Source organism: Dactylosporangium sp. NBC_01737, from assembly GCF_035963215.1.
Taxonomy (GTDB): domain Bacteria; phylum Actinomycetota; class Actinomycetes; order Mycobacteriales; family Micromonosporaceae; genus Dactylosporangium.
Genome location: NZ_CP109153.1, coordinates 2277003 through 2302671 on the forward strand (window position 1 = coordinate 2277003; position 25669 = coordinate 2302671).

20 protein-coding genes and 1 pseudogene are annotated in these 25669 nt (G+C 68.0%); 9 read left to right on the forward strand and 12 right to left on the reverse strand.

Translation table 11 applies throughout. The annotated features are described in order from the left end of the window. The first annotated feature begins 660 nt into the window (after window positions 1-660). From OHA72_RS09965 to OHA72_RS09975, 3 genes are all read left to right on the forward strand, one after another. Window positions 661-927, forward strand: coding sequence for a DUF1348 family protein (locus OHA72_RS09965; protein ID WP_327007550.1), 267 nt, complete (start codon window positions 661-663; stop codon window positions 925-927). A gap of 303 nt (window positions 928-1230) precedes the next feature. Further along, entirely contained in the window at window positions 1231-1800 is a 570-nt protein-coding gene (locus tag OHA72_RS09970) for an RNA polymerase sigma factor (protein ID WP_327007551.1), read from the forward strand. Beyond that, window positions 1797-2735: a CU044_5270 family protein gene (locus OHA72_RS09975; protein WP_327007552.1), complete on the forward strand. Its 939-nt coding sequence runs from the start codon at window positions 1797-1799 to the stop codon at window positions 2733-2735. Before OHA72_RS09970 ends, OHA72_RS09975 begins: the two co-directional genes overlap by 4 nt. A 255-nt stretch (window positions 2736-2990) precedes the next feature. Here OHA72_RS09975 and OHA72_RS09980 read toward each other — a convergent pair. Next, window positions 2991-4430: pseudogene (locus OHA72_RS09980) on the reverse strand (IS1380 family transposase). A gap of 669 nt (window positions 4431-5099) precedes the next feature. On the opposite strand from OHA72_RS09980, the gene OHA72_RS09985 reads away from it, so the two are divergent. After that, on the forward strand, window positions 5100-6452 hold the full coding sequence (locus tag OHA72_RS09985; protein WP_327007553.1) for a CHAP domain-containing protein: 1353 nt from the start codon (window positions 5100-5102) through the stop codon (window positions 6450-6452). Window positions 6453-6845: 393 nt separating this feature from the next. Beyond that, window positions 6846-7118 (forward strand): helix-turn-helix domain-containing protein, encoded by a 273-nt coding sequence (locus tag OHA72_RS09990; RefSeq protein ID WP_327007554.1) that lies wholly within the window; start codon window positions 6846-6848, stop codon window positions 7116-7118. A 23-nt stretch (window positions 7119-7141) separates the two neighbouring features. On the opposite strand, the gene OHA72_RS09995 is transcribed toward OHA72_RS09990, so the two are convergent. After that, on the reverse strand, window positions 7142-7399 hold the full coding sequence (locus OHA72_RS09995; protein ID WP_327007555.1) for a hypothetical protein: 258 nt from the start codon (window positions 7397-7399) through the stop codon (window positions 7142-7144). 14 nt (window positions 7400-7413) lie between these two features. Between OHA72_RS09995 and OHA72_RS10000 the strand changes: the two genes are divergently transcribed. Next, a complete protein-coding gene (locus OHA72_RS10000; protein ID WP_327007556.1) occupies window positions 7414-8025 on the forward strand; it encodes a hypothetical protein in 612 nt (203 codons plus the stop codon). Between the two features lie 4 nt (window positions 8026-8029). On the opposite strand, the gene OHA72_RS10005 is transcribed toward OHA72_RS10000, so the two are convergent. Further along, on the reverse strand, window positions 8030-9187 hold the full coding sequence (locus OHA72_RS10005) for a hypothetical protein (protein WP_327007557.1): 1158 nt from the start codon (window positions 9185-9187) through the stop codon (window positions 8030-8032). A gap of 4 nt (window positions 9188-9191) precedes the next feature. Then, window positions 9192-10295, reverse strand: a complete 1104-nt coding sequence (locus OHA72_RS10010) for an ImmA/IrrE family metallo-endopeptidase (protein WP_327007558.1) — start codon at window positions 10293-10295, stop codon at window positions 9192-9194. A gap of 82 nt (window positions 10296-10377) precedes the next feature. Between OHA72_RS10010 and OHA72_RS10015 the strand changes: the two genes are divergently transcribed. Further along, window positions 10378-10617, forward strand: a complete 240-nt coding sequence (locus tag OHA72_RS10015; protein ID WP_327007559.1) for a hypothetical protein — start codon at window positions 10378-10380, stop codon at window positions 10615-10617. Window positions 10618-10661: 44 nt separating this feature from the next. On the opposite strand, the gene OHA72_RS10020 is transcribed toward OHA72_RS10015, so the two are convergent. Genes OHA72_RS10020 through OHA72_RS10035 form a run of 4 tightly spaced genes read right to left on the reverse strand, consistent with a single transcriptional unit; the run spans window position 10662 to window position 17681 of the window. Then, entirely contained in the window at window positions 10662-11873 is a 1212-nt protein-coding gene (locus OHA72_RS10020) for a Wadjet anti-phage system protein JetD domain-containing protein (RefSeq protein ID WP_327007560.1), read from the reverse strand. Continuing rightward, entirely contained in the window at window positions 11870-15427 is a 3558-nt protein-coding gene (locus OHA72_RS10025; RefSeq protein ID WP_327007561.1) for an ATP-binding protein, read from the reverse strand. The genes OHA72_RS10020 and OHA72_RS10025 overlap by 4 nt, the downstream gene beginning before the upstream one ends. Further along, window positions 15424-16149, reverse strand: coding sequence for a DUF4194 domain-containing protein (locus OHA72_RS10030; protein WP_327007562.1), 726 nt, complete (start codon window positions 16147-16149; stop codon window positions 15424-15426). Before OHA72_RS10030 ends, OHA72_RS10025 begins: the two co-directional genes overlap by 4 nt. Then, window positions 16146-17681, reverse strand: coding sequence for a DUF3375 domain-containing protein (locus tag OHA72_RS10035; RefSeq protein ID WP_327007563.1), 1536 nt, complete (start codon window positions 17679-17681; stop codon window positions 16146-16148). Before OHA72_RS10035 ends, OHA72_RS10030 begins: the two co-directional genes overlap by 4 nt. 920 nt (window positions 17682-18601) lie before the next feature. On the opposite strand from OHA72_RS10035, the gene OHA72_RS10040 reads away from it, so the two are divergent. Continuing rightward, window positions 18602-19429 carry a tyrosine-type recombinase/integrase gene (locus OHA72_RS10040; protein ID WP_327007564.1) on the forward strand — a complete coding sequence of 276 codons (828 nt, stop codon included), beginning with the start codon at window positions 18602-18604 and terminating at the stop codon, window positions 19427-19429. Between the two features lie 15 nt (window positions 19430-19444). On the opposite strand, the gene OHA72_RS10045 is transcribed toward OHA72_RS10040, so the two are convergent. Both OHA72_RS10045 and OHA72_RS64585 read right to left on the reverse strand, forming a co-directional pair. Beyond that, on the reverse strand, window positions 19445-20143 hold the full coding sequence (locus tag OHA72_RS10045) for a site-specific integrase (RefSeq protein WP_327007565.1): 699 nt from the start codon (window positions 20141-20143) through the stop codon (window positions 19445-19447). Beyond that, a complete protein-coding gene (locus OHA72_RS64585) occupies window positions 20034-20420 on the reverse strand; it encodes a site-specific integrase (protein WP_442788551.1) in 387 nt (128 codons plus the stop codon). The genes OHA72_RS10045 and OHA72_RS64585 overlap by 110 nt, the downstream gene beginning before the upstream one ends. A 314-nt stretch (window positions 20421-20734) precedes the next feature. Between OHA72_RS64585 and OHA72_RS10050 the strand changes: the two genes are divergently transcribed. Then, window positions 20735-22027, forward strand: a complete 1293-nt coding sequence (locus OHA72_RS10050) for a hypothetical protein (RefSeq protein WP_327007566.1) — start codon at window positions 20735-20737, stop codon at window positions 22025-22027. A 442-nt stretch (window positions 22028-22469) separates the two neighbouring features. Here the strand turns inward: OHA72_RS10050 and OHA72_RS10055 are convergent, their stop codons facing one another. Continuing rightward, window positions 22470-23900 (reverse strand): argonaute/piwi family protein, encoded by a 1431-nt coding sequence (locus OHA72_RS10055; protein WP_327007567.1) that lies wholly within the window; start codon window positions 23898-23900, stop codon window positions 22470-22472. Beyond that, a complete protein-coding gene (locus tag OHA72_RS10060; RefSeq protein ID WP_327007568.1) occupies window positions 23897-25255 on the reverse strand; it encodes a DUF4365 domain-containing protein in 1359 nt (452 codons plus the stop codon). The genes OHA72_RS10055 and OHA72_RS10060 overlap by 4 nt, the downstream gene beginning before the upstream one ends. Between the last annotated feature and the right edge of the window lie 414 nt (window positions 25256-25669).

Genomic DNA, 25669 nt, shown 5'->3' on the forward strand with positions numbered 1-25669 from the left:
GGCGACAGGGCGTCTCAGGTCGATCGGAGCGCGGATGGGGACGCGTGCGGCGTGGCTGCCGGGGTGCACTCGTCCGCCACGGCGCCTCCAACGTTGACGACGTGCAGCCCATCCTGCCTCCGCGAGGTGCAACAGTCCATGGCCCTCAGCACTGGGTCGCGACCACTTGCGGACGCGAGGCAACCTACGGATCGGACGACTCCAGCGTCGGGGTGATTGACGGAAGAGCCGTTATCGCACCTGGCACGGTTCCCGCGGCTTGCCGCATCCGGCCCCGCGGAGTGGCGCGCCGGTCGGGCCGGCCGGATCTCCCACCGCCCGGCGCGACCCCGGTGCACCAGGGCGCCAGGGTGTGCGGCGTGGATGGTGCTGAGCCCCGCGACGATCTCGCTGAGGACCACCCGGCAGCACCACCACCGCCGTCCTCATCACCATCGACCCGGACACCGGCGCGCAGGACGTCGACATGCTGCGGCCCATCCGCCGCCGGTTCGGCCACCGGCTCGGCCTCGACTGCTGGGTCATCTGGCCCGGGCCGTCCAGGTCGGTGATCCGGTCACATTGATGGCTGGCGCCACCGAACCAGACCGTGTCGCCGGCTGGATCGTGGGTAGGCCCTACCACCGCCCATCCCAAACCCGCAGATCTACCGGAGGAACCATGACCGCCCGGTCACCGCTACCACCGTTCACCTTGGAGACCGCGCTCGCCAAGGTCCAGGCCGCCGAGGTCGCCTGGAACACCCGCGACCCCGAACGCGTCGCCCTCGCCTACACCGAGGACTCGAGCTGGCGCAACCGCGACCAATTCCTGACCGGCCGGGCCGCGATCGTCGAGTTCCTGCACGCCAAATGGCAGCGTGAACTCGACTACGCGCTGCGCAAGGAGCTGTGGAGCTTCCACGGCAACCAGTCTCAGTTGACTTGACAGGTTCCGATGCGCCGCGCGACGCGCGGCGCCTTGTTCTAGTACAGGACAATTCAGCAACGCTCTGCGCCATCGGCGCATGGACGCCTACTTTTATGTGTCGAACCCGGCTGCCTGCTGGGTCTCAGCCTGGTCAGACACGCGAAAGCCCTGAAATCCTGCTGTACGACAACCGGGGCTTCGGCGTGTCAGCGGCGGGCGACGTTCGTAGGCCGTGAACTCTGGGGGCGTTTGAGGCAGATATGGGACAGGGGTCTGCATCGTGCAGCGCCTGGTGTGGGTGGATCGACGACCGATTGGTGGGTGGGTGCGCTGGCGTCTGATGTTGAGATCGTCCGGGCTTCGCTCGGGAATCCGGAGGAGTTCGCTCTGCTGTATGACAGGTATGCCGGGCGGTTGTTCGGGTATGCCCGGCGGCGTGTCGGTGATGATGTTGCTCAGGACGTCGTGGCGGAGGCGTTTGTCGTCGCCTTCCGGGCAAGGGACCGATACAGACCGGAATATGTGAGCGCTCAGTCGTGGCTGTATTCGATCGTGTCGCAGCAGATTGCGATGCATTTTCGCGCTGAGACTGCACGGTATCGGATGATGGCTCGGGTTGGGGTTGAGCCGTCGACGGAGGAGTTCGCTGACCGGGTTGGTGAGTCCGTCGCAGCCGGATCGGTCAAGAAGTTGTTGAGTTTGGCGTTGAGCAAATTGGCGCGGCGTGATCGGGATGTGCTGCTTCTGGTGGCGTGGGGCGATCTGACGTATGACGAGGTCGGCCAAGCGTTGAACATTCCGGTTGGGACGGTGCGCTCGCGGCTGAATCGTGCGCGGCGGAAGGTGCGGGCGGTTCTGGCAGACGGCAATGTTCTGGAGGTGCCTTCATGAATGAGGTTGAACTTGTCCGGTCGCTTGGCGATGACCTGGCGAACGGCGGGGGCGTGCCAGCAACGGTTAGGGATCCCCTGCTGCGTGAGATCGTCGATGCGGAGCGTCGCCGGATCCGGCCTCGTAGGTCGTGGTCCCTGCGCCTTCGCGTGTTGTCGGCGCTCAGCGCGGGGATAATCGTGGTGGCGGGCGTGGTGACAGCCGTTCGGATGGTGGACTCTGACAGGCCCGAGGAAGCTGTGGGGCGTGACGCGGAGGCCGTGAACGTGTTGCAGAACGCGGCCCGGGTCGCATTGACGCGAGCCGAGCCGGCACCGCGGCCGGATCAGTTCGCGTTCGTGGAGTCAATTGACCACTACTCAATGCGTATTGTGCAGCCGGGTGGGTCGGTCCAAACGGATGATCGCGGGCCGCAGAACCGGCGGGTTTGGTGGTCCATTGATGGCACGCGTGCTGGCTTGCTGCGTACGCGTCCCATGTCGAGCCCGGAAGCTGCGGCGATGGAAGCGCCGGTTCCGGCCGGGGTCCGTGGTTATCGACCGGACCTACCGGTCGACGGTGCGGCCATGCTTGCCTACCTTTATAAAAACAGCCAGGGTGACAATCCCAAGGATGTGCAGGCATTCGTCACCGCGGGTGATCTCGCGCGCGGTACCTACCTGACGGCCGAGCAGCAGGCCGCGTTGTATAACGCGATCGCGATGATTCCGGGGGTGTCGTATCGGAGTGATGTGGTGGATGTTCTGGGCCGGCGTGGGGTCGGAGTGATCGTGCGGCGCATTGATGCCAGCACTGGTGCGTCGGCTGACAGCGACGGGGACAAGGGCACGATGCTGATTTTTAACCCGACTACATGGCTGTACCTCGGTACGGGTGTGACGGCGAGGCTTCGGCAGGGGATCGTTGACCGGATCGGCGAGGTCCCCCCGGCATAGTTGGCGTGGCGGTCGATAGTGCGTTCGTAACCACACCACGTGTGACGCGCGAGCTGGAAGGCCCGGCCACATGAACCCCTCAGCCCTGATCCACCGATGAGGTTTCGGTGTTCGGTGGGGCTGGTTCCGTGATCTTGGGTGTTGGTCAGGGCGTGTAGCGGTGGCCGGCCGGTTTGCCGGTGCGCTCGGGGTCGCTTGGCGGGGTTTGACGTGTGGTTGGCCTGCGTCGGCTGTGTGATTGTCTACTGTGGATGGTCAGATGGGTGGGGCGTGTACGGTGGTGAAGAGCCGTCGCCAGTTGTGCTGCCAGGGCCAGTGCTGCGGGAGGTGGATGGTGACCTCGCGGGCGTGGCGGGTGAGTCGGCCGGCAATGTTGATGAGGTGCCGGCGGATGGTGGCAGCACGGGCGGTGGCGTGGGGGCGTCCAGCGAGGGTGGCTGCGGCGCGGGTGAGGTTGTGCGCGATAGCGACGCAGGTCAGCCAGGCGTTGTTGGCGTTGAACCGGCCCGAGGGCAGGTGGGCGAGGGGGCCGTCGATGAGTTCGGCGAAGACCTGTTCGATGATGGCGTGGCCGCGGTGTTGGGCTTCGGCTTGGACGAGGATGTATGGGCTGTCGGTGAACGCGGCGTGGTAACGCCACACGGTGAACAGTGCGCCTTGGTTGTCCACTGTGGATTTGTTCAGGTCGGGGACGCGGCGCACGATGAGCCGGGCAGTGACCTCGTGGCGGGTGCCTTCAAACGCGGTGTAGGTCGTCTCGGCGATCTGTGCGCGGGAGATGAACCGTTGCTACTCGTCGTCCCAGACCGGTTGTGGGTAACGAATTTCGGTCCAGGCGTCCTCGCCGATCGTGGCGATCGCCCGGCGGACCTTGGCGTCGATGCGGACGGTGATCGAAAAACGCACCCGGGTTCGGCGGCAGGCGGTGACGACCGTGCGGGAGTAGAACGCTGAGTCCGCTCGCAGGACGATCTCACCGGCTGGTGCTGTCGTCGACGCTGTCGTGGCGGCTGCGGGCCGGGCTGCCTGGGCTGCCAGGACGGCTTTGGTCGTGGCGACGGCCTCGGCGACGAGTGCTGCCGCGCCCCGGGCTGAGCCCGCGTTCCCGGCGCGCAGCTGGGTCGCGGCGATCACCGGCGCCGCGTCCGCGGTGCTGATCGTGGCGATGAGCGGGTTCAGACCACGCAGCAGAACCTGATAGCCGCCGACCTTGGCGTGACCGAACGCAGCACCCTGCTTCTGTTTGCCGTAGACCCGGCGCAGCAGCGAGTCGACGTCGACGAACGTGACCGACCCGGCACCGGGCAGCAACGGCGCCTGCCCGGCCAGCCGGACCAGGAACTGCCGCGAGGCGGCCTGCAACTGCCGGACGTGGCCGTGGGTGAACGTCCGCAGGAACGAGCCCAGCGTCGACGGTGCGTACACGCTGCCGAACAGAGCCGGCATGCCGCCGTGGCGCAGTACGTTCAGGTCGTCGATCGAGTCGGCGCCGGTCACCATGCCCGCCACGATCGTGGTGACCTTTCCCGACGCGTTGGACCCCTTGTCCGTGGGCACCCGCAGCCGAGCATCGACGACCCCGTGCAGGTCACACCGCTGCGCGAGCGCCAGGACCGGCGCCAGCCCGGCACACGACACCAGATTCGGATCATCAAACGATGCGCGCAGCCGTGCCGCGCCGTGCGATATTCTCACCCGGACGGTGCCCTCTCGAACTGAACGATAGATGCCTCAAGAACCTCTATCTTTCCAGCTCGCGGGGGCATTGTCGCGTCCGAGACGTCCCCGCCACATCAATCTCATCGGTGGATCAGGGCTTAGCCGCCCGTTCTAGCGCTGCCCAACTGGGGTTTCCCGCTTCCGCGCGTAGCCGCTCCAACCTGTCGAAAAGTGCACTAACCGGCTCTGGATCGGATGCAGTCATCGCGGCCTTCCGTGGCAACTCGATGGTCGACGGGGCATCCGGGACAGCGTAGGGGCCGCGCGTGGCCCCATCCCGGATATCCAGGATGTCCGGGATGGGGGTCAGCGGATGGCCGGATGTCCGACAGTGGCGCACACAGCCCGGCCCATGCCGGGACCGCCTAGAGCCGATCGCCAGCCGGCGTGTCGACAGCGTCGGAGGGTGCAGTACCCCCCAGCCCTGCTTGTCGTCACGCCAGGACGCGGATCGGCTCGCGCGTGCTGAGGAGAATGTGAATGTCCATCAGAATTCCCGACCGGTCAGGCCGGTCCCGCTGGCGAGACGTTGCGCTCGCGGTTTGCGCAGCGATCGTGATCGGCGCTTTGGCTGGGCCGTCGGTCCGCGCCAGCGCAACGCCGTCGTCGACTACCCATCCTCGTCCAGGGGCAGGTGTGGCCGGCGTGACCCGCCTGTGTGGCCCAGACCCCAGCTACGGATGCACGACGGGCGGGTACGCCGGGCAGAGCACCGGCTGGTCCGGGGCCAGGTACGGGGCGGGCTACGCGAGCAGCAACAGCTACGGCTACCACAACTGCACCCTCTACGCCGCCTACCGGCTGGCCACCAACGGCCTCGCCGACCCCGGCTGGGCGGCTAACGCCACCGACTGGGACACCTCCGCCGCCGCCCACGGTGTCCTCGTGGACCAGAATCCAGCGCTCGGCTCCATCGCCCAATGGAACGGCGGATCGGCCGGGCACGTCGCCTACGTCGAGGTCGTGACCTCGACGTACATCGAGGTCACCGATGACAACTTCGAGCTGAACTACACCGACCGGTGGCGCATCACCACCAACTCGCCGGCGTGGCCGGACAACTTCATCCACTTTCGGGACCTCGCCGGCGGGGTCGGCAGCCGGCTGCTCGGCGACGTCAACGGTGACAACAAGGCCGACGCCGTGGTGATGTTCCGCGACACCGGCACTGCCATGGTCGCGCTGTCCACGGGGTCGAGCTTCGGCTATCCCGGCAACTGGTCCTACGGACACTCAGTGGGCGCCAGCCGGTATTTCCTCGCCGATGCCAACGGCGACGCCAAGGCGGACCTGGTCGCGTTCTTCGCCGCCACTGGACGGTGGACGGCCAGCCTGTCATCCGGGTCGGGATTCTGGGCTCCGACGGACTGGGCAGCCGGACACGGCGTAGGCACTACCGGTCAGTGGGTGATCGACGCAACCGGCGATCACAGAAGCGATGTGGTCACCTTCGACGCCAGCACCGGCGACTGGTGGGTGTCCACATCCTCAGGCAGCGGCTTCTGGTCGCCCGCACGGTGGATCACCGGGCACGGCGTTGGCAGCAGCGACCAGACGCTGGGCGACGTCAACTACGACGGCAAGGCCGACGCCGCGATCTACGTCGCATCCAGCGGCGCCTGGTACGTCGGCCTGTCCACCGGCTCCGCGTTCGGCTACCCGGGCCAGTGGTCGGCCGGACATGGTGCCGGCAGCAGCAAGCGACTCGTCGGCGATGTCGACGGTGGAGGCCGCGCCGACGCGGCGTACTTCTGGGCCGGCAACGGTCGCTGGCAGGTCGGCACATCAGCCGGCAGTGGCTTCTGGACGCCGACGGAGTGGGCCTACGGCCACGGGGTGGGGACCACCGAACAGTTCCTTGCCGACGTCACCGGCGATGGACGCAGCGACATGATCACATTTGACGTCGGTACCGGAGACTGGTGGGTATCCGCCTCGTCGGGCAGCGGCTTCTGGTCACCGGCACGCTGGATCAGCGGGCACGGCGCAGGGTCGTAGCTGCGACAACGGACGCGGTGAGGGCGCGACCCTGGCCCTCGCCGCGTCCGCGCAGGCCGATGAGCCGCGACGGTGGCCTAATCCGATCATGGCAGCGGTCCGGTCGGCGCACCTAGCCTGACAGCACGGTCCTCATCCGGTTGTGCGGCTCGTCGAGCCAGCCCGGCAGCCGTGCACAACAATTCCGCATCGATCCCCGCTCACGCGGTCGGTCACGCAGGGTCCGCCTTGCGGTTCCCGATTGGTATGGATCATCGGCCACCGCAACGGCAGGCCCAACCTATCCTCATTGGCTCTCCGCTGCCGTGTTACGCCGGGTCTTCACCGCTCCGCCGTCGTTCCCGGTAATGCGGGCCGCCCCGAGTCAGAAAGAATACATGTATTGTTACCGGCATGGGGCGGAAGGTGACGCCGGACGAGGATCGTGAGCATGGCCGGCGGCTCGGCGCGGCACTAGCGGCGCGACGAGCGGAGCGGGCGTGTTCGGCTCCGGATCTTGCGCAGGCGTCGTCGGTGGCAATCGATACGGTGCGCAGTTTGGAGAATGGGCGGGTCGCGGTGCCCGCGTTCCTGACGGTTGCCCGGCTGGCGGGCGCGCTGGGGTTAAGTCTTGACGAGCTGCATGCCGCCGCGATGCGCGACGTGAGCGCAGGCCAGCCAACGTGATCGTGGAACGACGCCCAACGCCGCTATCGAGGATGCGTCTCGACGACGCTAGCGGTGGCGATGCAGCGGATCGACTCGGCCGCGGCCGACGTCTGGCCTGTCGGATCGACCGTTCGGCGATCAGACGACGTGCGATGGTTTTCGACCTTGGCGTCGGGTGGAACATACGGAGCGCCGGTGATCAGCGCGGTGTGACAGGCGGTTCGTTCGTTGACGGGTGGTGGAGGCGGGCCGAGCGTCACCAGCTTGGGGCGGGTCTCGGCACGGACTGGACGCTGCACGGCGGGAGGTTGCGATGACGGGAACCGCGGAGGCGTTCACCGCCGCTGCGTCGGCCGCATCGCCGAGCCTGCGGCTGGACGACGGGCGGCAGGAGCGGATGTCGATCCTCGGGACCGAGGCGTTGATCTGCTACCGCCACGACGACGCCGAACATGCCCGACGCCGGGCCGTCGGTGCGGCTGGGATCATCTCGAGCGACGTGCTGGAGATGCTGCTGGGTCTGCCGATTGGGCTGCCGGTGCCGATCCGATCGTTGACCACGCGTGAGGCGGAGGCGGTACGCCGCGCTCCATCGGGTGCACTGTCACTGCGGGATGGCCAGGTGACCCGGCATGCGGTGACGCCAGTGACGGTTGATCTGGCGGTGGTGGCGGCCCGGACCTGGCGCTCGGGTTTGGAGTCGGCGGGACGGTTCGCGCCGTTCTGCGCCCGGGCGATGGTGCTGCGTCGCCGTCCTGCGGATCTCGCCGAAGTGCGGCTCCAGGCTGGTTTCTACGGAGTCGGTGTGGTGTTGGTGGATGGCCGGTCAGCGGAGGTGCTGGTGGAGCCGACGCCGTTTCAGCGACACCGGTTCACGGCCGCGGGCTGGCGGTTCGTGGAGCAGGTGTACCGCCAGAGTCGATAGCCGTTCATGGCTGGCTCGGGACCTCGCCGGGGAGCGGGAGGTTCGCGAGCTTCTTCAGTGCGGGGGAGGGCTTGAACGCCCCTGCCTGACGGATCCTGGCATTTTCCTGGTCGTGGGCGTCGATGGCGGCGCTGCAGACACTCCGCCACCACCGCTGCCGCTGGATGGTGTTCGGTTGGTCGAACAGGTTGGACAGCCAGCCGGTCCACACAGCGGCGTTGTGTGCGTGCGCGGTGGCCCGTACCTCGGCGTTGGTGCTGTCGAAACGGCCTAGTGAGGCGCCGTCGCAGATTTCGCAGTCGCACGTCGGGGCGAGCGTGTTGGCGTACTTGTCGGCGATGAACCGGGCCTCGCTGTAGCGCAGCATTGTCGGTAGCAGCACGGCTGGGGTGTGGACCCCGGGGTTGTTGGCGTCCGGCTTCTCGTCAGCGGGGACGAGGTGCCGGAGCGAACCGCCGGCGCCGATCGTGGCGAAGGCGCCGCCGTGGGCGATGCAGTCGAACGCCGCTGGTACGTCGGCGCGCCACAGGCCCACGTCGGTGGTCTCGGCGAGCAGCCGGCGGAAGTTCGGGATCGCGGCGGCGTCGTCGAACGGGTTCCTTTGCGCGCCGAACATGAGCGCCTTCGGGTGGCGGATGCGCTGCAGCCCAGCGATGAGTTGGCGGAGGTACTGCTCCTGGGTCAGCCACGGCAGCGCGACTGGCACGGCGACGATGACGTCGTCCCGCTTGATCTGCCCAGCGGCGTGCACCAGCGCCTTGAAGGCGGCGGAGTCGCCGGCCTGGACGTATCGGCTGGGGGTGATCGCCGCTGTGGCGTGGCTGTCGCGTTGCCCGTCGAGCACGGTGTCGAGGTCGGCGCCGAAGAGCATGCCGTCGTCGCCGGGCAGGGAGAACGGCGCGTCGGCTGTGGCGACCTCGTCCTGGTAGGCGCCCGGGTCGATGAGCACCGGGATGTTCGTCGCGTGCCGACTGATGGTGTCGATCCTGGTGTTGCCGCCCCGGCCGCAGAGAACCAGGCCGCTGCGATCGGCGGGCAGGAACGTCGGCATCTGACGGGTGAACTGTGGCCGGTCCAGCAGGAAGATCCGACCGGTCACCGCCGTGATCGCGCTGGTGGTGGGCCAGCGACTGCCTTGGCTGGCCGCTGCGGGCTCGGTCATCACATCACCTCGAAGGAAGAGTGTTGGTGGATTCGCCGCTGAGGTAGAGCTGGACGAACTCGTCCGGGAGCAAGCCGGCGGCTTCGGCGAGAGCCTCGACGTCGTGCCGCTGCGCGCGGAGGTCGGCGACGAGGGCGTGCACACGTTCGGGGGTTTCGCGGACGAGGTCGCTGGGTTCCTGCGTGCGGTACCCGAGGGCGGACATCTCGACCATGATGTTGCGGTACTGCCAGTCGGTCACGACATTGAGGGTCGCGGCCCGGCGTAGCAGCGCGGCCATCGACACACCCCATCGTTGTTTGAGTTCCTGCAGCCGAGCCAGATCGAGGCGGCCCTGCTTGAGCTCGGCCCGCACTGCCCCGGCGGGCAGCAGGAGCTCGCTGGCGAACTCGTCGGCTTGCCGTTCCTGCACCGCGCCGGAGTCCGGCTCTCGATGCATGATCACATGGCCGAGCTCGTGACCCAGGCTGAACCGCGCCCGGTCGGGCGGAGCCTGCGAGTTGATCAGAAACAGCGGCGGGTCGCCGTCGAGCCACTGGGTCACCGCGTCAAGTTCGCGGGAGCCGAGATCGCGCTGGAGCACCAGCCCTCCAGCGTCTTCGATCGAGCGCACCAGGTCCGGCACCGCACCTGGCGCCAGGTCCCACTCGTGCCGCACGGCGATGGCCGCGTCGGCCGGGGTGTCGAAGTCGTCGACCGCGATGTGGTGGAACCGGTGCGTTCCGTCGACCCCGGCGAGCGCGAGCAGACCCTGGGTCTGTTTGCGTGCCAAGGCGAGTTCCGCGTGGATGCGTCGTAGCGCCGGCGCACCGAGCGAGGCGCGCTTGCGGTGGTGCACCAGACCGACGCCAACACCGTGCAATTCTGGGTCGGCGCACAGCAGGGAGATCGGGTAGCGCAGGGCGCGGGCGTACAGGTCGAGCCGGTCCCCGGTGACCTCCAGCCGTCCCGCCTCGGCCTTCGACACGTATCCCTGCGACACTGCGGCGCCGGCGAGGCTCGTCATGGCTCGGGCCAGGTCCGCCTGGGTCATCCCCCGCGATTCACGGGCCAGTATTAGCGCAGCAGGGAGTCCTACCATGCTGGCTTCCACATCTTGCCCGTCCAAGCGCACCTCCCCACTCCACTCCAGAGTATCCCTCACTTCCACACCACGCCAGTAGACCGCAAAATATTCCTCACCAAGCCGCATGCGGACCCGCTGGCTGCCGACCGGGCCGCTCGACGCCCGCCGCAAGCCCTATCTCGACGACGACCTGTTCCGCGGCGCCGACGACGGCCGCGTGCGGCGCCGCGCCACCTACACCGGTTCGGCCGCCGGGAATGACCCCTTCGAGACGTTGCTCGCGGGTTTGGGACGCCGCCGACACCGTCGCTCGGTCCTTCCGAGACAACGCACTGAATCCGAAAACAAAGGCGCTCAACTTTGAACGCCTCGATGGGATCCGCAGCGACGGGCGGCCTACAAGCGCAACTACTGATTGAGTTTGGCGCTACCCACGATTCGCAGAACGGTCGACGCGGCAAGGTCGAGCGGGATTCGTTCCTGTTCAACGCGTCGGTGTCTCGTCCATGTCTCGGCGGTGAGGCACTCGTAGAGCGCTGTCTCTGCGTCGGTGAGCAGTGGTACCGGGCGTGGCGTGCGTGGTTCCAAAGGTCGACCGCGCGGGTCGCGGTTTGTTCCGTATCGCTCCCATTCGGTATAGGTGGGCAGATCCATGAACAGCGAGGTCGCCGGGACGCCGGCTACGCGGAACTCGTTGAGGATCTCCAGCCCGTCGGCGTCCATGTCTCCCCAATAGAAGATGTGGTTGGCCGCGACCAGCCATGGCAGGGCGGCGATCGTCGTGCCGCCGCGGCCGACGCCCTCGACGCTGATGCCGGTGTCCAGCTCGGGAAAGTGGATAGCGGTGTCCTTGTTCTCGGAGATCACCACAATGTGGGGTTGGTACGCCGGCGTCATGTGGTCGCCGATGGTTGCCGAGTCGTGTCTGCGCTGGCCTGCGGCGCGGTGGGCTGGGTCGAGGTAGGTGAAGTGGACACGCGGGGGATGCGGCGGCAGCAGACCAAGGTCGTCACGGGATGCTAGGCGGCGCACCAGGCCGTGCCTGTGGTTGAGCCACTTGGCGTGCAGCCCTTCGATCGGCACCTGTCTGGGGGTGAGGCCGGTCGCGTCGTGCGTGGCGAACCAGGCTCCGGCGCGGCGCAGAAGGTCGAAGTCGACATCGCTCAGGTCGTCGACCGCGGCAACGGTCGCAGCGAGCAGGCCCGAGCCGGCGAGGTGCGGGAACTGCTCGGCGAGGACGGTGCCACGTCGGCGGCCTCGTTCCAACCGTTCGATCCAGGCCGGCCCGCACAACCGGGCGGCGTTCTCTGCGTCGCCGATGACGACGTGTGTGGGCAGTTCCTGGTCGGTGCCGTGCACGAGCCGGGTACGGGTGCGCAGTGTCGTGCCGTGCGCGTGGCTCCACGTCCGCCAGTTGGCGGCCCATGCCGCGATGGCGGCGAAGTCCTTCGCGAGGCCGGCCGAGGCGAGTTGTCCGAGCGGGAAGGCATGCGGCCAGGCAGGCGGCGGCGTTTCCGGCTCCTCGGGCTGCGGTGGGCCGTGGGTGGCGGCGATGTGGTGCGCCCACGTGGTGCTGAGCCGACGTTCGACGTCGGTCAGCAGCTGCTCGATGGTCTTCATCGCGGCGGGTGCCCGTCCGGTGCGACCTGGGCCGCTGGGACGGCCGCGCCGTTGATCGGGCTGCGGGTGGCGGGCACAGTCGGTGGTGGCGGGGCCGTGATACGTCTGGCGTCGGCGATGCGGGCGACGAAGGAGTAGTGCGTGGTCGTGTTCTTGGTGATCGCCAACAGCTGGTCCATGTGCGGCTCGAGCGCGGTGACCTTGTCCAGCGGTGCGCCCACGATGAGTTGGAACCCGAGTCCTTTCCACGCCTGCACCGCCCGGCCGGCGAACTCGGCGTCGGACTTGACGAAGCCTTCGTCGAGAAAGACCGGCGCGAACCGTGGACGGGCGCGCAGTTCATCACCGAGCCGGAACCGCAGGGCCGCCCCGACGATGAACGCGACCAGTTCCTGGCTCTCGCCGCCGCTTTTGCCACCGAGGGAGGAGTGCGTGCTCAGCAGTTGTCCGGCGGCGTCGTAGCGTTCCGCGGTGATCTCGACGTGTCGCCGGACGTCCAGCAGCCGGTCGCGGTCGCTCATGTCGGCGGCGGCACGTGGGTCGTCGCGTCGACGGATGCGGCGCATGAACTGCTGCAGCTCATGGAAGCGTTGTTCCATCTGCTGCTCGGGCAGTTCCCGCGTCGCACCGGAGGACAGCACCCGAAGCTGGCGGCGGAACTGGACCACGGCGTCCGGGGCCAACCGTCGCAGTTTGATCCGCAGCCGGTCCTGGTTGGCACCGAACGGCAGGTCACGCAGGATGCTGTTGATCGGGTCGAGGCGTTCCTCGATCTCGTCGATGGCCGACTCCATCGACCCGGCGAGCGGGACCAGGTCTTCCCCGCTCCACTTCATCAGCCGTTGCCGCCACGTTTCTCGGCGCTCGTGCAGCCCGGTGGTAAGAATCGTTTCCAGGATCGTCGCGTAGTCCGGGTAGGACGACGCGGTCCGTCCCAGGTTGGGGTCCTCGAACTTCACCTGGTAGGCGGTGAAGATCCGTTCCAGTTCGGTCTCGGCGTTGCGGGCCTGGGTGCGAGCTGACTCGGCGGTGGAGGACAGTCGCTGCCGCAACCGGAACAGGTTCGCCGGGAACTGGTCGAGATCGTCCGGGTCGGCGGGGGCGACCGCCACGGCGAAGTGCCGGTCGAGCGCGGCGGCCTGTTCGTCGGTCAGCACGACCCGCTGCTCCCGGCCGAATCGGGTCGATTCGGCGTCGACCGTCATCTGTTGGTCCTGCAGTTGCGACGCCCGATCGCTGAGGCTGGTGCCGCGCTGGTCGAGGGAGAAGCGGTGCCCGCGGGCCTTGTCCAGCTGCCTGCGTAGCTCTTCGATGCGCTGCTGCAGATGCTGCAGCTGGTCGTCGGCGTCGAGGATCGCCTGACGTGCGCGCTCCAGCTCGTCGATTCTGGCCTCGACGCCGGCGACGTCGATGTCGTCCCAGGTGACCGCCCGGACTGCCTCGTAGGCGCTGCGGCGCGCGTCGAGGTCGTCGCGTTCCTCATCGATCGCGGTGCGCTGTCGGTCGATCGCGTCCAGCGCGACCTTGATCCGGCCGAGTTCACGGTCGATGTCGGCGATCGAGTCCTCGTTGCTGAATCCGATGATGTTCGCCTGTTCACCGCGGCCGTGAGTGCCGCGCATCCCGGACCGGGTCTGCCCGGCGAGCGTGACCCGGAGTCCGGGACCAATGAGCTGGGCCGCGGTCTCCACGCACAGGGCGTTGCGCGCGGGATCCGACACGTGCCGGGCGACCCAGCCAGCGAACGGAGAGTCTTTGACGACAAGCTTTCCCGCGATCCGTTCCGGATCGCGGTCGATGTGACCATCCTGGTCCAGAGGCACGCCCTCGAACGTCAACCGGCCGCGCAGCCGCAACGGGTCGATCGCCGCGGAGAACGACTCCAGCCGGTCGCGCGGCACCAGCAGCAGCCGCGCGCTGGCCCCGAGCACGGTCTCCACCGCCGTGCGCCACCGGTCCTGGTCAGGGGCGATGTCGATCAGCTCGGCGAGGAACGGCAGCTCGGCGACGTCCATGCCAGCGGCTCGGGCCACCTCGTGACGCAGATCGTCGAGGAACTTGGTCACGCGCCCGGCCCGCCCGGCCAGCGATGCCCGTTCCGCGCTCAGGTGTTTACGGCGCTCCAATAGCGGAAACGCGCTGTCACGCAGGCCTTCACGCCGGTCCAGCAGCGCCTGCGCGGTGCCCGGGTAGTCGGCGGCGAACCGCGTGGCGGTCGCCCTCGACCGCTCGAAGCTGTCCCGGTCGTCCAGCGGCACGGTCAGGGTGGCGATGCGCTCGGCCAGGGCTGTGCGCCGGGCCAGACGTTCGTCGCGGCGCTGACGTTCCTGGTCGGCCTGTTCGGCGAGGCGTTCGAGTTCGCTGCCGCCCGCGTCGCGGTGTGCCGCTTCGGTCGTGGCAAGTTCTCGCTCCAGCGAGTTCACCGCTGCGGCCGCCTGAACGAGAGCCGTCGCGTTGCGCCGCTGTTCCTCTTCGTTGACGGAGATCGCTGTGTTCAGCAGGGCGGTTTCCCGCCGCAGCCGCCACAGCACGATCGGGGTGTCACCGGTCGCGGTGAGTCCGAAGTTGTCGATCTGCTCGATAGTGGCATGCGCTGTGGTGAGATCGGTGTGCTTTTGCGTGATCGGGCCGAGCAGGTCGGCCTTCTGCTGCTCGGTCTGCATGGCCAGGTAGGCGGCCTCGAGGTCGTCGAAGTGGCCGATCGCCCGATCGGCCGCCTCGTAGGTCGCCGGCCGCTCCAGCACCATCTCCTTGTAGAGCTCGTCGACCGTGCGGATCTGGTGCCCGGACTGGATGCGGACCAGCAGCCGCAGCGCCTTCTCGCCGTCGCCGTTCGCGCCGATGCCCAACCGGGTGTGCAGGCGGGCGGCGAACGCGGCGTAGCTGTCATGGGTCGTCAGACCGGGGAACGCCGCCTTTAGTGACTTCGGGGCGAACAGCGCGGTGGCGTGCTCGCCGAGGTCGGCCAGGTCCAGCTGCCCGTCGTAACTGGCCATCCGCATCGTGATGTCACCGACCTGGCTTGCCCGGGCGGGAACGTAGTAGACGCGCAGCGCGGTGAACCGCCGGTCGTGGTCGTCGACGAATGTCATCGCGACTGCGCCCCATGTCGAGCGGCCGTCGCCGCGCAGCACCTTCGGCCGTACCCGGCCGTGATCGTCTGCCGTCGTGTCCGTCTGCCCGCGTAAGTATGACAGCAGGTTGCGTTGTTCTGCGCTGCGTGCCCGGCCGGCGACCGCGTCATTCGAGGCGCCGTTGAACGGCGTGTCCGACGGCATCATCAACGCGATGTACGCGTCGAGCAGGGTGCTCTTGCCGGTACCTGACGCCCCTGACACCAGCGTCGCGCCTGGGTGAAAGTCGAACTGGACCCGGCCCTCGAACCCGCCCCAGTTCACCAGCTGGAACGACTCAGCCTTCCACTGCAACGTGCCCTCAGTGGCGCCGGCGACATAGAACAGCGGGGCCGGTGGCTGGCTGCGCGGCTGAGGGAGCGACTGCGCGATCAGCGAGACCGGCAGCAGCGCGAACTGGTCAGGATCACTGATCGTCACTGCACATCCTCGTCACTGATCGCGTCGTCGGTGACCGGCTCGCTGCCGTCCTCGCCGGTCTGTGTACCTGCGGTGCCTTGAAGCCAGCGCAGCAGTTCCTGCAGCCGTTCCAACGGCAGGACCACGTCGATGGCCGGGCTGATCTCGAACCGGTCGGCGGTGCTCGCCCCGATCAACAGCCCGGCCCGGTTGAGGCTCTCGATCGCGTTCATCGTGCGCCGGCCGTCGGCGACGTGGTCGGTGGCGTGTGCCGGGCGCAGCGCGGCCACATGGTCGAGCATGTCTTGGCGCTCCACGAACGAACGTGATGTCCCGGCTGCTTCTTCCGACCGGCTCCGGGTCCGCAGATACACCATCAAGGCCGTCTCCTCCCGGCTCCACGCGGTGTCGTGCAGCAACGTCGGGAACCTACCGCCTCCCTCAGGAACTACCTGCCGCTTGTACGCGACCTCCCGCACCACATCGAGGTGCAGGTCGAGGAACAGGTCGTTGAGCCGGGACCGGATCGGACGGGGATTCGCGACGAGCGTCTTCCACTCCTTCGGATGACTCCGTGCGGTGATGAACCGCTGCTTGAGTAGCGCCACCAGCACTCGGCGCTGCGGTAGTTCCAGCGCGCCCTCGTCGCCTTCGAACAACGCGACGCTGCTGGTTGACTCCCGTTCAGGATCGTCCCCGCCGTCGACCGCGCCGATGACAGGGAAGACACCGTCGACGCTCATGCCTGCTCCGATCCCGCGGATACGCCGGGCCTGTCGGCCACGGTGCCAGCGATCCCGTCGGGCTGTTGCCACATGGGTACGACCAGCGGAACCGTCAGCTCGCGTCGGGAGCCGTCCGGCCGGACCGTGTGGTAGATCTCCCGGCGTTCGTCGTCGCGCGCAAACCCGTCCATGTTCGTGATCAGATGCAGCAGGCCGAGGACTTCGACCGGTCTGCGCAGCGTCGCCGCCAAGGTGCCGAACAGCGACCCCAACGAGGTCAGCGGCCGGTCCGCGGCGAGGGCCTCGTCCACGGCCGTGCGGAGCTGATCGAGAGACGGGCCACCTTGCGCCAGCAGATCAGCGAGGGACAGCTCGTCGGGCCGCTGCCCGGTCACGTCCTGCAGCGGCGGCGGCCCGGCCTCTTCCTCCGGGTTATGGAACCGCTCCCGGAGGTGGTTGACCTCCACCCGGGCCGGCAGCAGCGGCAAGGGCACAGCAGTACGGGGGCCGGCGACCATCATCCATTGGGCCAGTTCAGCGTCGAGCTGGCGCAGCGTGCTGTCCAGCTCCCGGTCGCGGGCGGTGTTGTGGGTCTGGATGTACTCCCGCAGGGTCGCGGTGACCCGGTTGCGCTGGGTCAGCACCGCGTCGATGCCACGACGGATCAGCCCGACGGTGCCGCGCAGGTCACGACGATCGGCGTCGTTGAGGATGTCCTCGGCCGTCGGGTGGCTCAGCAGCGCCGACAGGTCCTCCCGCAGCTGCAGCAGCAACTCGTCATCGCGCAGCAGGGTGAACGCCCCCTCGAACGCCCGGCCCTCGGCCGTCGCGGTCATCAGCGAATCGCTACGGCGCAAATAGTCGTCGATCACATCACCGGCGTGGCGGTCCTCCGCCCGGAACGACCCGAGGATCTGCGCGCGCAGCGCGGTGAACGCCTCCTCCACCCGGGCGAAGTCGCTCGGCAGCGCCGCCACCAACTGCAGCAGCTCCCCGAACCCCTCTAGCATGTAGTCCGCCGACACCTGCGGCACGTCGCCCCCCTCGAGGAGACGGTCGCGCTCCCTCGTCAACCGCGCGATCTCGCTGTTGAGAATGTCCACCCGCGCGCCCCGGTCCGGGTTCGCCTCCGTGTTGAACCGGCGCACGGCGTTGACGATCGTGGCGATCCGATGCTCGCTCAGGCTCGCCCGCTCACGGGTCAGACTCGTCACGAGGTTGAGTGCGTCCTGCGCGTGACTGGTCAAGGTGTAGATCTCGGTGCCGTCGTCGTCGACGCTACGGACTAGCCACTGCCCACGCATCCACCGCAGGCACAACTCACGGCCCGAACCAGACGGTAGATCCGTGATACCGGCGATGCGCAGATGATCGAGGTAGGTATCGACCTGGGCATGCAGCCGCGCGGCCGGAATGCTGCGGTTATCCCGAGTGAACGCGCCACGGAACATCGCGATCACCACCCTCGCATGGTTCCTGTACAGCAGCGTGAGGGTTGGCTGGTCGAAAGCGCCGGCAACCCGCGCCAGCTCGCCGACGATGTCGGTCACAGGACAGGACACCTCCACACCGATGCACCCGACAACCGCAGGACAGCCGCGTCGGTTTCACAGATCCATTGCGCGCCGAGGCGCAGCCCACCGCCAGCCCTCATATGCAGTTGCATTCGAATCTGCATGTGACATCCCGTCGACGCCGCCAGTACGCATTGATGATGCCAGGCGGGTACGACAAAAATTGCAATCGTACATTTGTGCGATTACCCGTGGGGCCTTCGGAGCTGGGACCAGCTATGCCCCACAAAGGTCGGTGCCGCCGCATTGGCACCCCTCATCACGCCCTGACCGGACGGCCTACCCAAACGCCCAGGCCAAATGGCCGAACCTCTTCAAGATCAGCCTAATCTATCGACAACAGCCGATGATCTCTAGTTGCAGTCTGAGCGCTTCCCACCAGGCGCAGCAATCAGGAGGCATGTCGATGGCTACCAACTCGGCCGTGTTCAAGCGATGCGGGTGCACCAATCCAGCGACCGGCACGCAGATGGACCGATCGTGTCCGCGGCTGACGGAGCCGGAGCACGGCAGTTGGTACTTCTGCTGCGCTACCGCCGACGTGTTCGGCCGTACCGAGCGGATCCGTCGCGGCGGCCACCCTACCCGTGAAGCCGCGCTGGAGGCGCGACGGGCCTTCCTCGCCAGCAGCGTCGAGGAACGCAGGGCGTCGACCTGGACGGTGGCACGGTGGCTGCGGGTCTGGTTGTCCGGTCGCGTCGGGATCCGGCCGACCACCCGCTTGTCGCACGAGGGATACATCGAACAGTTCCTTGTCCCGCACCTCGGCCACATCCCGCTCGTCGAACTCAACGCCCGTCAGGTGGCCGCGATGTTCTCCCAGATCGGGCAGCGCACGAATCGATCTGGTCAGCTCCACACCCCATCCACATTGGCGCACATCCGCACCACCCTCCGTGCCGGGCTCAACGGCGCCGTCCGCGAAGGCCCTGCTCCGCGACAACCCGGCCCGGCACGTCGAGCTCCCCGCGCACCCGCGCCCGCACCCGGTGGTGTGGACCCGCGCCAGAGTCGCGGCGTGGCAGGCATCCGGCGCCCGCCCGCGAATCGCGGTATGGACACCGGTGCAACTGCAGCAGTTCCTCAAGTCGGTCCGCGACGACCGGCTCCATGGACTGTGGTGGCTGCTCGCGCTGCGCGGACTGCGCCGCGGTGAAGCCGCAGCGCTCCGCTGGACCGACCTGGACCTCGATCATGCCGAACTCACCGTTGCCCGCGCTCGCACGAGCGCTGGCTATCAGATCTTCGAGGACACCCCGAAGATCGAGGCAGGAGCACGGACCATCGCCCTGGACAAGCAGACCGTCACAGTGCTGCGCGCGCACCGCCGACGGCAGCGGGCCGAACATCGTCACGCCGACCGGCCGTGGCAGGAGAACGGGTACCTGTTCACCGCCGAAGGCGGCGAGCCGTTGCACCCGCAAACCGTAACCCGCCGGTTCAGCAGACTCGTGGCCGCCAGCGGGCTACCGCCGGTCCGCCTGCACGACCTCCGTCACGGCGCCGCCTGCCTCGCCCACGCAGCGGGTGCCGACCTCAAGACCCTGCAGCAACAGCTGGGGCACGCCAGCATCGCGGTCACTGCGGACATCTACACCACGATCCTGCCCAGCACACAACACCGGGCGGCGAAGGCCACCGCCCGGTTCCTCCGCAAAGCCGCCGACGCAACATCCAGGCGGAAGTCGAAGAAGGGTCGTACCAGGCCCACCCGGCGGGACTAGGGACACTGCGTCAGATCACGCCTGCGAGGCACCCTCCAACGACATCCGCACACGTGCATGCGACAGCAGCAACGCCGCCGTCGCATGCACCGACTCCTTCGCCAGTTGCCGGAACACCACCGCGTACGTGTCCGCAGTCGTGACCGCACTGGAGTGACCCAGGTCGTGCTGGATCACCTTCAGGTCCACGCCGGCCGCGCCGGCCAGACCCGCCGCGGCGTGCCGGAGGTCATGCAACCGCACCGGCGGCAACCCCAGGTCACCAACGAGTTTCCGGAACCGGCGAGTCAGCCAGTCGGCACGCACCGGCCGGCCATCCGGGCGGCGGAACACCCGCCCCTTCGGATCCACCCGCCCGAACCGGCGCCGATGCCCATCCTGCAGATCCTTCAGCATCAGCGTGGAGAACTCGTCCAGCGCCAGGGTCCGCACACCGGCCACCGACTTCGGCGGGCCTGCCTGCTCCTCACCGCCGATAACGAGGACCTGCTCCCGGACCGTCAGTTCGCCCGCGACCAGGTCGACGTCCTCCCACCGCAGGCCGACGATCTCACCGCGCCGCAGACCACGAAGCGCCACCAGCCAACACAACGGGAACAGCGCATCACCGCGCACCGCCCTCAGGAACCGAGCCAGCTCCGGCAGATCCCACACCGCCACCCGGGGCCTTACCCCGTTCTCCTGCCACGCCTCGATCCGCTCGGCGTCCCACACGACCGCGTGCGCCCGGGACCCGCCCGGCAGCCGCACCCCGCGCGGCGTTACGGCCGATCATGCCCTGCCGCCGCGCCTCCGACAGCGCGCTGCGCAACACCGCCCGGATCCGATGCACCGACGCCGGTGAGATCAACCGGCCACCACGCACCCGCTCACGCATGATCACATCCATCGCCCGCTGAACGTCACGAGTACTGAGCTTGCTCAGACGATGCCAGCCCAGACGCGGGACCAGGTACCGCTCCACGATGCTGCGGTAGTTCAGCACCGTCATCGGCCGCAGCCTGCCCTCAACCTCCGAAAGCCAGAACTCCAGCCACCGGCGGACCGTCCACGTCCGGGCCACCGCCTGCGGGGCAGGCACCTGCAACACGCCGGCGCTCACTGCGCCCTCAGGAGACCGCCGGGGCGCGCCGGTATATCTTCGATATACGGCACATACGGCACGTACTGCGAATAGCGGTCTTGGCCGGCACGCGTGCCTTACTGCGGTGCCAGGTCGGCTCGGGTCGTACGCACATATCCTCGGCGGGTCGCTCGTTGTGCAATCCGATTGAATGCCAGTCGTGTGGGCGGGAGTATGCCGAGGTGATCGGCGATGAACCAACGTGGCAGGACCTTGATGACCTGATCAGCCACGGCGGGTTGACGGAGCAGGGCGTGGCGACGGTGCGGTGGGCGCTGGCACGGCTGCGTACGCTGCTGGGCGACTCATGGCTTGCTCGGCAGTACCGCAAGCAGGGCCGCCTGCCCGGCGAACTGCTCCTCGCCGGCACCCACCGGTACGCCTTGCCGCAGGCGCTGTGGTTCATCCTGCGGCTCGACCGTGCGGTCACCGATCCGACGTTCGCCAAGGTCAAGGCCGAGTTCCGGCGCGGGGCCGACAGCGCCATGTGGCGGCATGCGCTGCTCCAGCTCGAGGTCGCTCGTGCCGTTCGGGACCAGGGCGATGACGTGGTGTTCGAGCCGGCGATTCCCGGCTCGACCAGGAACGGAGATCTCCTGGTCGCCGGTGGCACCAACCGGGCGTGGATGGTGGAGACGACGACCGTCCCTCGCGCTGCCGTCGATCTGCAATGGCAGGCCTACGAGGACTCGTTCCAGACCGCGATCCGTCAGATCGAGCTTCGACATGGCGTCACCTGCGTCGTCCTTCTCGAGGATCATATGGCCCTGGATGAGACTCGGGCCTGGCTCGCCGCCGTCGAGGACGCCGCGAAGTCCATGATCAGCGGGTCGGACGTATGCACGGTGCGCAGCGAAATCGGCACCGTGACGGCGCATCGGGAACCGGTCGCTGTGGGCACGGCCGTGTTCACCGGCGCGGCCCAGTACCGCAACGGTTGGCAACGCCTCGGCAGGACCCTGGCGGCCAAGGCCGAGCAGGTCCGCGGACCCTGGCCGGCCTGGATCCGCGTCGACTGTCTGGATGGCCTGTTCCAGTTCACCGACTGGATGAAGATGGCACCACAGGACCGCCTTGAAGCGATTGCCGAGGCGATCCGGAGCAACGTGCAGTGGCCGGACAACGCCGAGGGTGTCGTCCTGTCGACCGGACCGGCCGTCAGCCTTGGAGCGACCGACCGGGCCGCCGAGGAGGCCACTGTGCAGACGCCCGACGGGGCGTTCGTCCGCCGGCTGCTCACTCCGCATCTGGTCCGCGAGACGCTGGTGGTGCCGCTGCTCGGTCACAGCAGCGACCGCGCCGAGTGGTGGCTGAGCGCTTACGCACATGAGCCCGAGTGGCTGGACCAGGATCTGCAGGCGGCTGGCCAGCCGCAGCTGGCGCGGCTGTGGAAAACCGCGGCCCTGCCGCCCCACGGCGTCCCGGTCGATGGTGAGGTCGCACCCGGAGCCGCTGACCGTGCCGCGGACCCTTGACCGACCTCATGATCGCTGGAAGTCTGACCGTGAAGACCTGCCTGCGCAGTCCACCGGAGGCAGCGGTCTCAGGTCATATGCACGGACATCAGCGTGCCGTGCCGTGCCAGGACAGTGCGGGTGCCGAGGCCGCCACCTCGGCACCCGCACTTCGTACTGCAATCCGGACCGAGTCTCGGATCGCAACCGAATCGATCGTGAGACACCCCTGCATCACGGAGCGATTCTGCGCGGCTCGGGCACATACCCGGACCGCTTGTGCCGTTTCTCGAACCGCATCACCGGTTCAAGGAACAGAGTGCCGGATGCCCGTTACAGGCCCGTGACGAACTGAAGTAATCGGGTGGCACGCTGCTGTGATGCCGACCGCACCTGGCCCGCAGGCGCTGATCTCAGTGGTGTGTGTGAAGACACCTGGTCGAGTGTCTGGGTTCATCCGGTGTCACATGTAGAAGGCGTATCTGCCTTGGGGGCGGTCATGCGGGCCGAGGTGGCGCAGGATCTCACCGACACGGTCAGCGGTGCGCAGGGTGATGGGCAGGCGGCCGTCGAGCTGGGTTTGGTTCCAGTTCATCTTGGTCAGCGCGAGGAGCTCCTCGGCGAGGTGTTCGGGGCTGGACTCGGTCTCGACGAGCCGGAACGGCAGCGGGGTGGGGATGTACATGCCGGGGTAGGTGCCGTAGAACGGCACGCTGCCGCGGGTGTAGAGCAGGTGCCGGCGGTCGTCGAGGCTGAGCATGGTGCCACGCAGGGGCGGGTGGTTGGCGGAGCGGAACAGCCGGACGGGGTCGCTGGCGGGCAGCCAGAGCAGTTCGAGGGTGTCGATGCCGGCGTCGTCGGCGGCGGCGCGGAACCCGGCGAGTTCGTCGGGGGTGTAGGACGAGGTCTTGTGCAGCACGACCCGGGCGGGAAGTGTCCGGTGCTCGCCGCGGTACCGGGTCAGTGCTTCAGTGAGCAGGGTCCGGGCGTCGTGGTGGCTGAGGTGGGGCTGCCGGTCGTGGCGGGAGACCTTGGCGGGGGCGCCGCGGACGATGACGCCGTCGCCGCGCTGGTTGAAGACCTGGGCGACGCTGGTCTCCAGAGTGGTGTTGTCGCCGCTGCGGTAGAAGGTGACGCCGACGTAGCAGCTGCTCAGGTCGGTGGAGCTGCGGGGAAGCCGCCACGGCACGCCACCGGACTTGTAGTACAGGGCGGTGTGCAGGTTCCAGGCGCGGGTGGCCTCGTCCTGCACGCGGGGCTTCTCGGTGGTGACGGGTTTGAAGGTGGGGTCCCAGGTGGTGCGGCGGATGATCTGGATCGGGCGGCTGTAGCGCATGGCGCGGGCCTTGAGTACGGCGCGGAAGTCGTCGACCGGCTCGGGTGGTGGTGCCTTCTTCCATGGCGCCTCGGGGTCGGTCTCGCGGACGGGGCGTTCGGCGAGTTCGTCGGGACGGGCGACCAGGATGACGTCGCAGCCGGGCTCCTCGTCGAGGATGTCGAGTTCAGCGAGGTACAGGTCGATCGCGGCCTGGATGGCGTCCTGCGCCTTGAGCCCTTCGAGGCGCTTCAGGTCACGGTCGCGGATGGGTCGTTCCAGCCGGGAGTCCCAGATGAGTGTGGAGCGGAACCCGGCGCTGGTGTCGAAGCCGGGGAACGGCACGAACAGGTGCCCGAGGCGGCTGTCCTTGGCGTCGATGGGTCGGCGGCACCGGTCCAGCCAGCGGCGCAGGCCTTGGATGGCGGCGGGGGTGCCGACGATGCCGGCGCGGATGGTGCGCACGTCGGTGTTGGTGGCGTCGGCGGGGCCGTAGTCGGTGATGCCGTGACGTGGGTCGATGTGCCGGGCGCCGGCGCCGAACTCGAGGTTCGGTTCGTCGATGACGGTGAGTTTCATCGGGGTACCTCGAACAAGGCGAGTTCTTCCTCGGCGTCCTGGACGGCGATGGTGTCGTCTTCGAGGGCCTCTTCGTCGTCGGCGACCTTGCGGGGGTCGGACAGCCAGGCTTTGTCGTCGATGCCCTTGTCGGTGTCGAAGGTTTCGAGGAGGCCGTAGGTGAGGATGGTGCTGCGGGGGTCGAGGGTGTCGTCGTCGCCGTGCAGGTAGTGCGCCCACATGCGGGTCTGGTGGTAGACGGCCGGGTTGCGGTCCAGGCGCTTGATCCCGGCGAGGTACTCCGCCAGGTAGAGGGAGTCCCGGTACCCGTCGCGGGTGTAGTGGTAGGTGGGCACGAGCGCGCAGTACCAGCTGCCGCCGACGGTGAGGAACTGCCATTCCAGGGCCGCGTGCAGGCAGTAGCTGACCTGGCTGGGGTCGGTCTTCTTGTACTTCGGTGTGAACACCTGCCGAGTCCTGCCGCTGGCGCTGCGGATGCTCCGGGCGGTCAGGTCAGGCGTCGCGCGCCAGTAGACGATCTTCCGGCCGCCGTGCCAGGCGCAGTCGGCGGCGACGTCGGCGCGGAACGCCTGGTTGAGCAGGTGCACCAGCCAGCGTTCTCGCACGTCGTCGCCGGCGTCGGCCCACTCGGAGACCGCCATCTCACTCACCCCACCTGTGATGATCTTCCCGAGGGCGGAGAGGTGCGGAGGGCGCCAGGTGTAGATGCGGTCGCCGCGCAGGATGAAGTCCTCACCGATCTGCAGGGCCGGGTCGAGGTCGCGCTGGCGGGCGAAGACCTCGCGCGCGTCCTGGGTGTCGATCGGCGCGTGATAGATGACCTCTGGGGGGCTGATACGAAGGAGGTTGCTGGTCAGCGTCTCGGGCCGGTCCTCGGCTACGGGCACATGCGCGTCACCGTGCGGGTCGGCGAGGTTGAGCAGCCGATGAGCGGCCGACCGGTCGAACCGCTGCGTGTCCTTGTCGAAGTCGATCCGCCCGGACGCGCGGTGGGCGGGATCTGCGAACCAACCCTGGACGTGCATCCACCACGCTTCGCCGGTCTCCGGATGCGAGCAGACCAGCAGCACCGGCACCGGCGCACTCATCCAGTAGCCGACGTCGGCGTCACTGCACAGGAAGTGGAACGTGGTGTCGTTCTCACCGGGGAACCGCCGCTCACCCTTACCCTTGCTCTGCACGAACAGCGTCCGGTTGGCGACCTCACCGGTGACCGGGTTGCGCAGCTCGATCTCACCGTCGATGCCGGCGTCGGTCTTGCGCTCATGCCAGACGAAGCCCATCTCGTAGACGCGCATATGGATGAGCGCGATCCCGCCGTCGCCAGTGTGCGCGCTTTTGTCGATCTTCTTCACGACAACCTTTCCGGATCCGAGATGGTCGCGCCTCGTCTGGCTGGGGTCCACCGCTCGACCGTCAATGCACGCCGACCGGCCTGCGGAATAACGGTACGTCAGGGGTATGACACTTTCGGATGCTGCGGTGGCGCCCGCCCCGCCGTGAGCCGCATCCGCCTTTCCACCGCCGCACATCTTGAGGCTGCTGAGCCGGCTCACGTATCCCGCGTACGCCACGACGCGGTCATCGAGTTCAGTGCGGTGACGTTCTTCTCCGCGTCGGCTCGCGGCTGGTGGCCGCCGCGGGAGGACGCCTGAACAGGCGAGGCTGATCCCGGCGAGCCGACCAGTACGGCGGACCGCCGGCTGCACTCGGCGTGGACCGGCCCACGTCATCGCGCACGACGGACCTTGAACAGGTCTCCGCTCCTG

What these genes read in the sequence shown, in the direction of transcription:
- OHA72_RS09965 (WP_327007550.1), top strand. Translation starts at nt 661, where the DNA reads ATGACCGCCCGGTCACCGCTACCACCGTTCACCTTGGAGACCGCGCTC.
- OHA72_RS09975 (WP_327007552.1), top strand. Translation starts at nt 1,797, where the DNA reads ATGAATGAGGTTGAACTTGTCCGGTCGCTTGGCGATGACCTGGCGAAC.
- OHA72_RS09990 (WP_327007554.1), top strand. Translation starts at nt 6,846, where the DNA reads ATGGGGCGGAAGGTGACGCCGGACGAGGATCGTGAGCATGGCCGGCGG.
- OHA72_RS10000 (WP_327007556.1), top strand. Translation starts at nt 7,414, where the DNA reads ATGACGGGAACCGCGGAGGCGTTCACCGCCGCTGCGTCGGCCGCATCG.
- OHA72_RS10005 (WP_327007557.1), bottom strand. Translation starts at nt 9,187, where the DNA reads ATGACCGAGCCCGCAGCGGCCAGCCAAGGCAGTCGCTGGCCCACCACC.
- OHA72_RS10015 (WP_327007559.1), top strand. Translation starts at nt 10,378, where the DNA reads ATGCGGACCCGCTGGCTGCCGACCGGGCCGCTCGACGCCCGCCGCAAG.
- OHA72_RS10020 (WP_327007560.1), bottom strand. Translation starts at nt 11,873, where the DNA reads ATGAAGACCATCGAGCAGCTGCTGACCGACGTCGAACGTCGGCTCAGC.
- OHA72_RS10030 (WP_327007562.1), bottom strand. Translation starts at nt 16,149, where the DNA reads ATGAGCGTCGACGGTGTCTTCCCTGTCATCGGCGCGGTCGACGGCGGG.
- OHA72_RS64585 (WP_442788551.1), bottom strand. Translation starts at nt 20,420, where the DNA reads ATGACGGTGCTGAACTACCGCAGCATCGTGGAGCGGTACCTGGTCCCG.
- OHA72_RS10055 (WP_327007567.1), bottom strand. Translation starts at nt 23,900, where the DNA reads ATGAAACTCACCGTCATCGACGAACCGAACCTCGAGTTCGGCGCCGGC.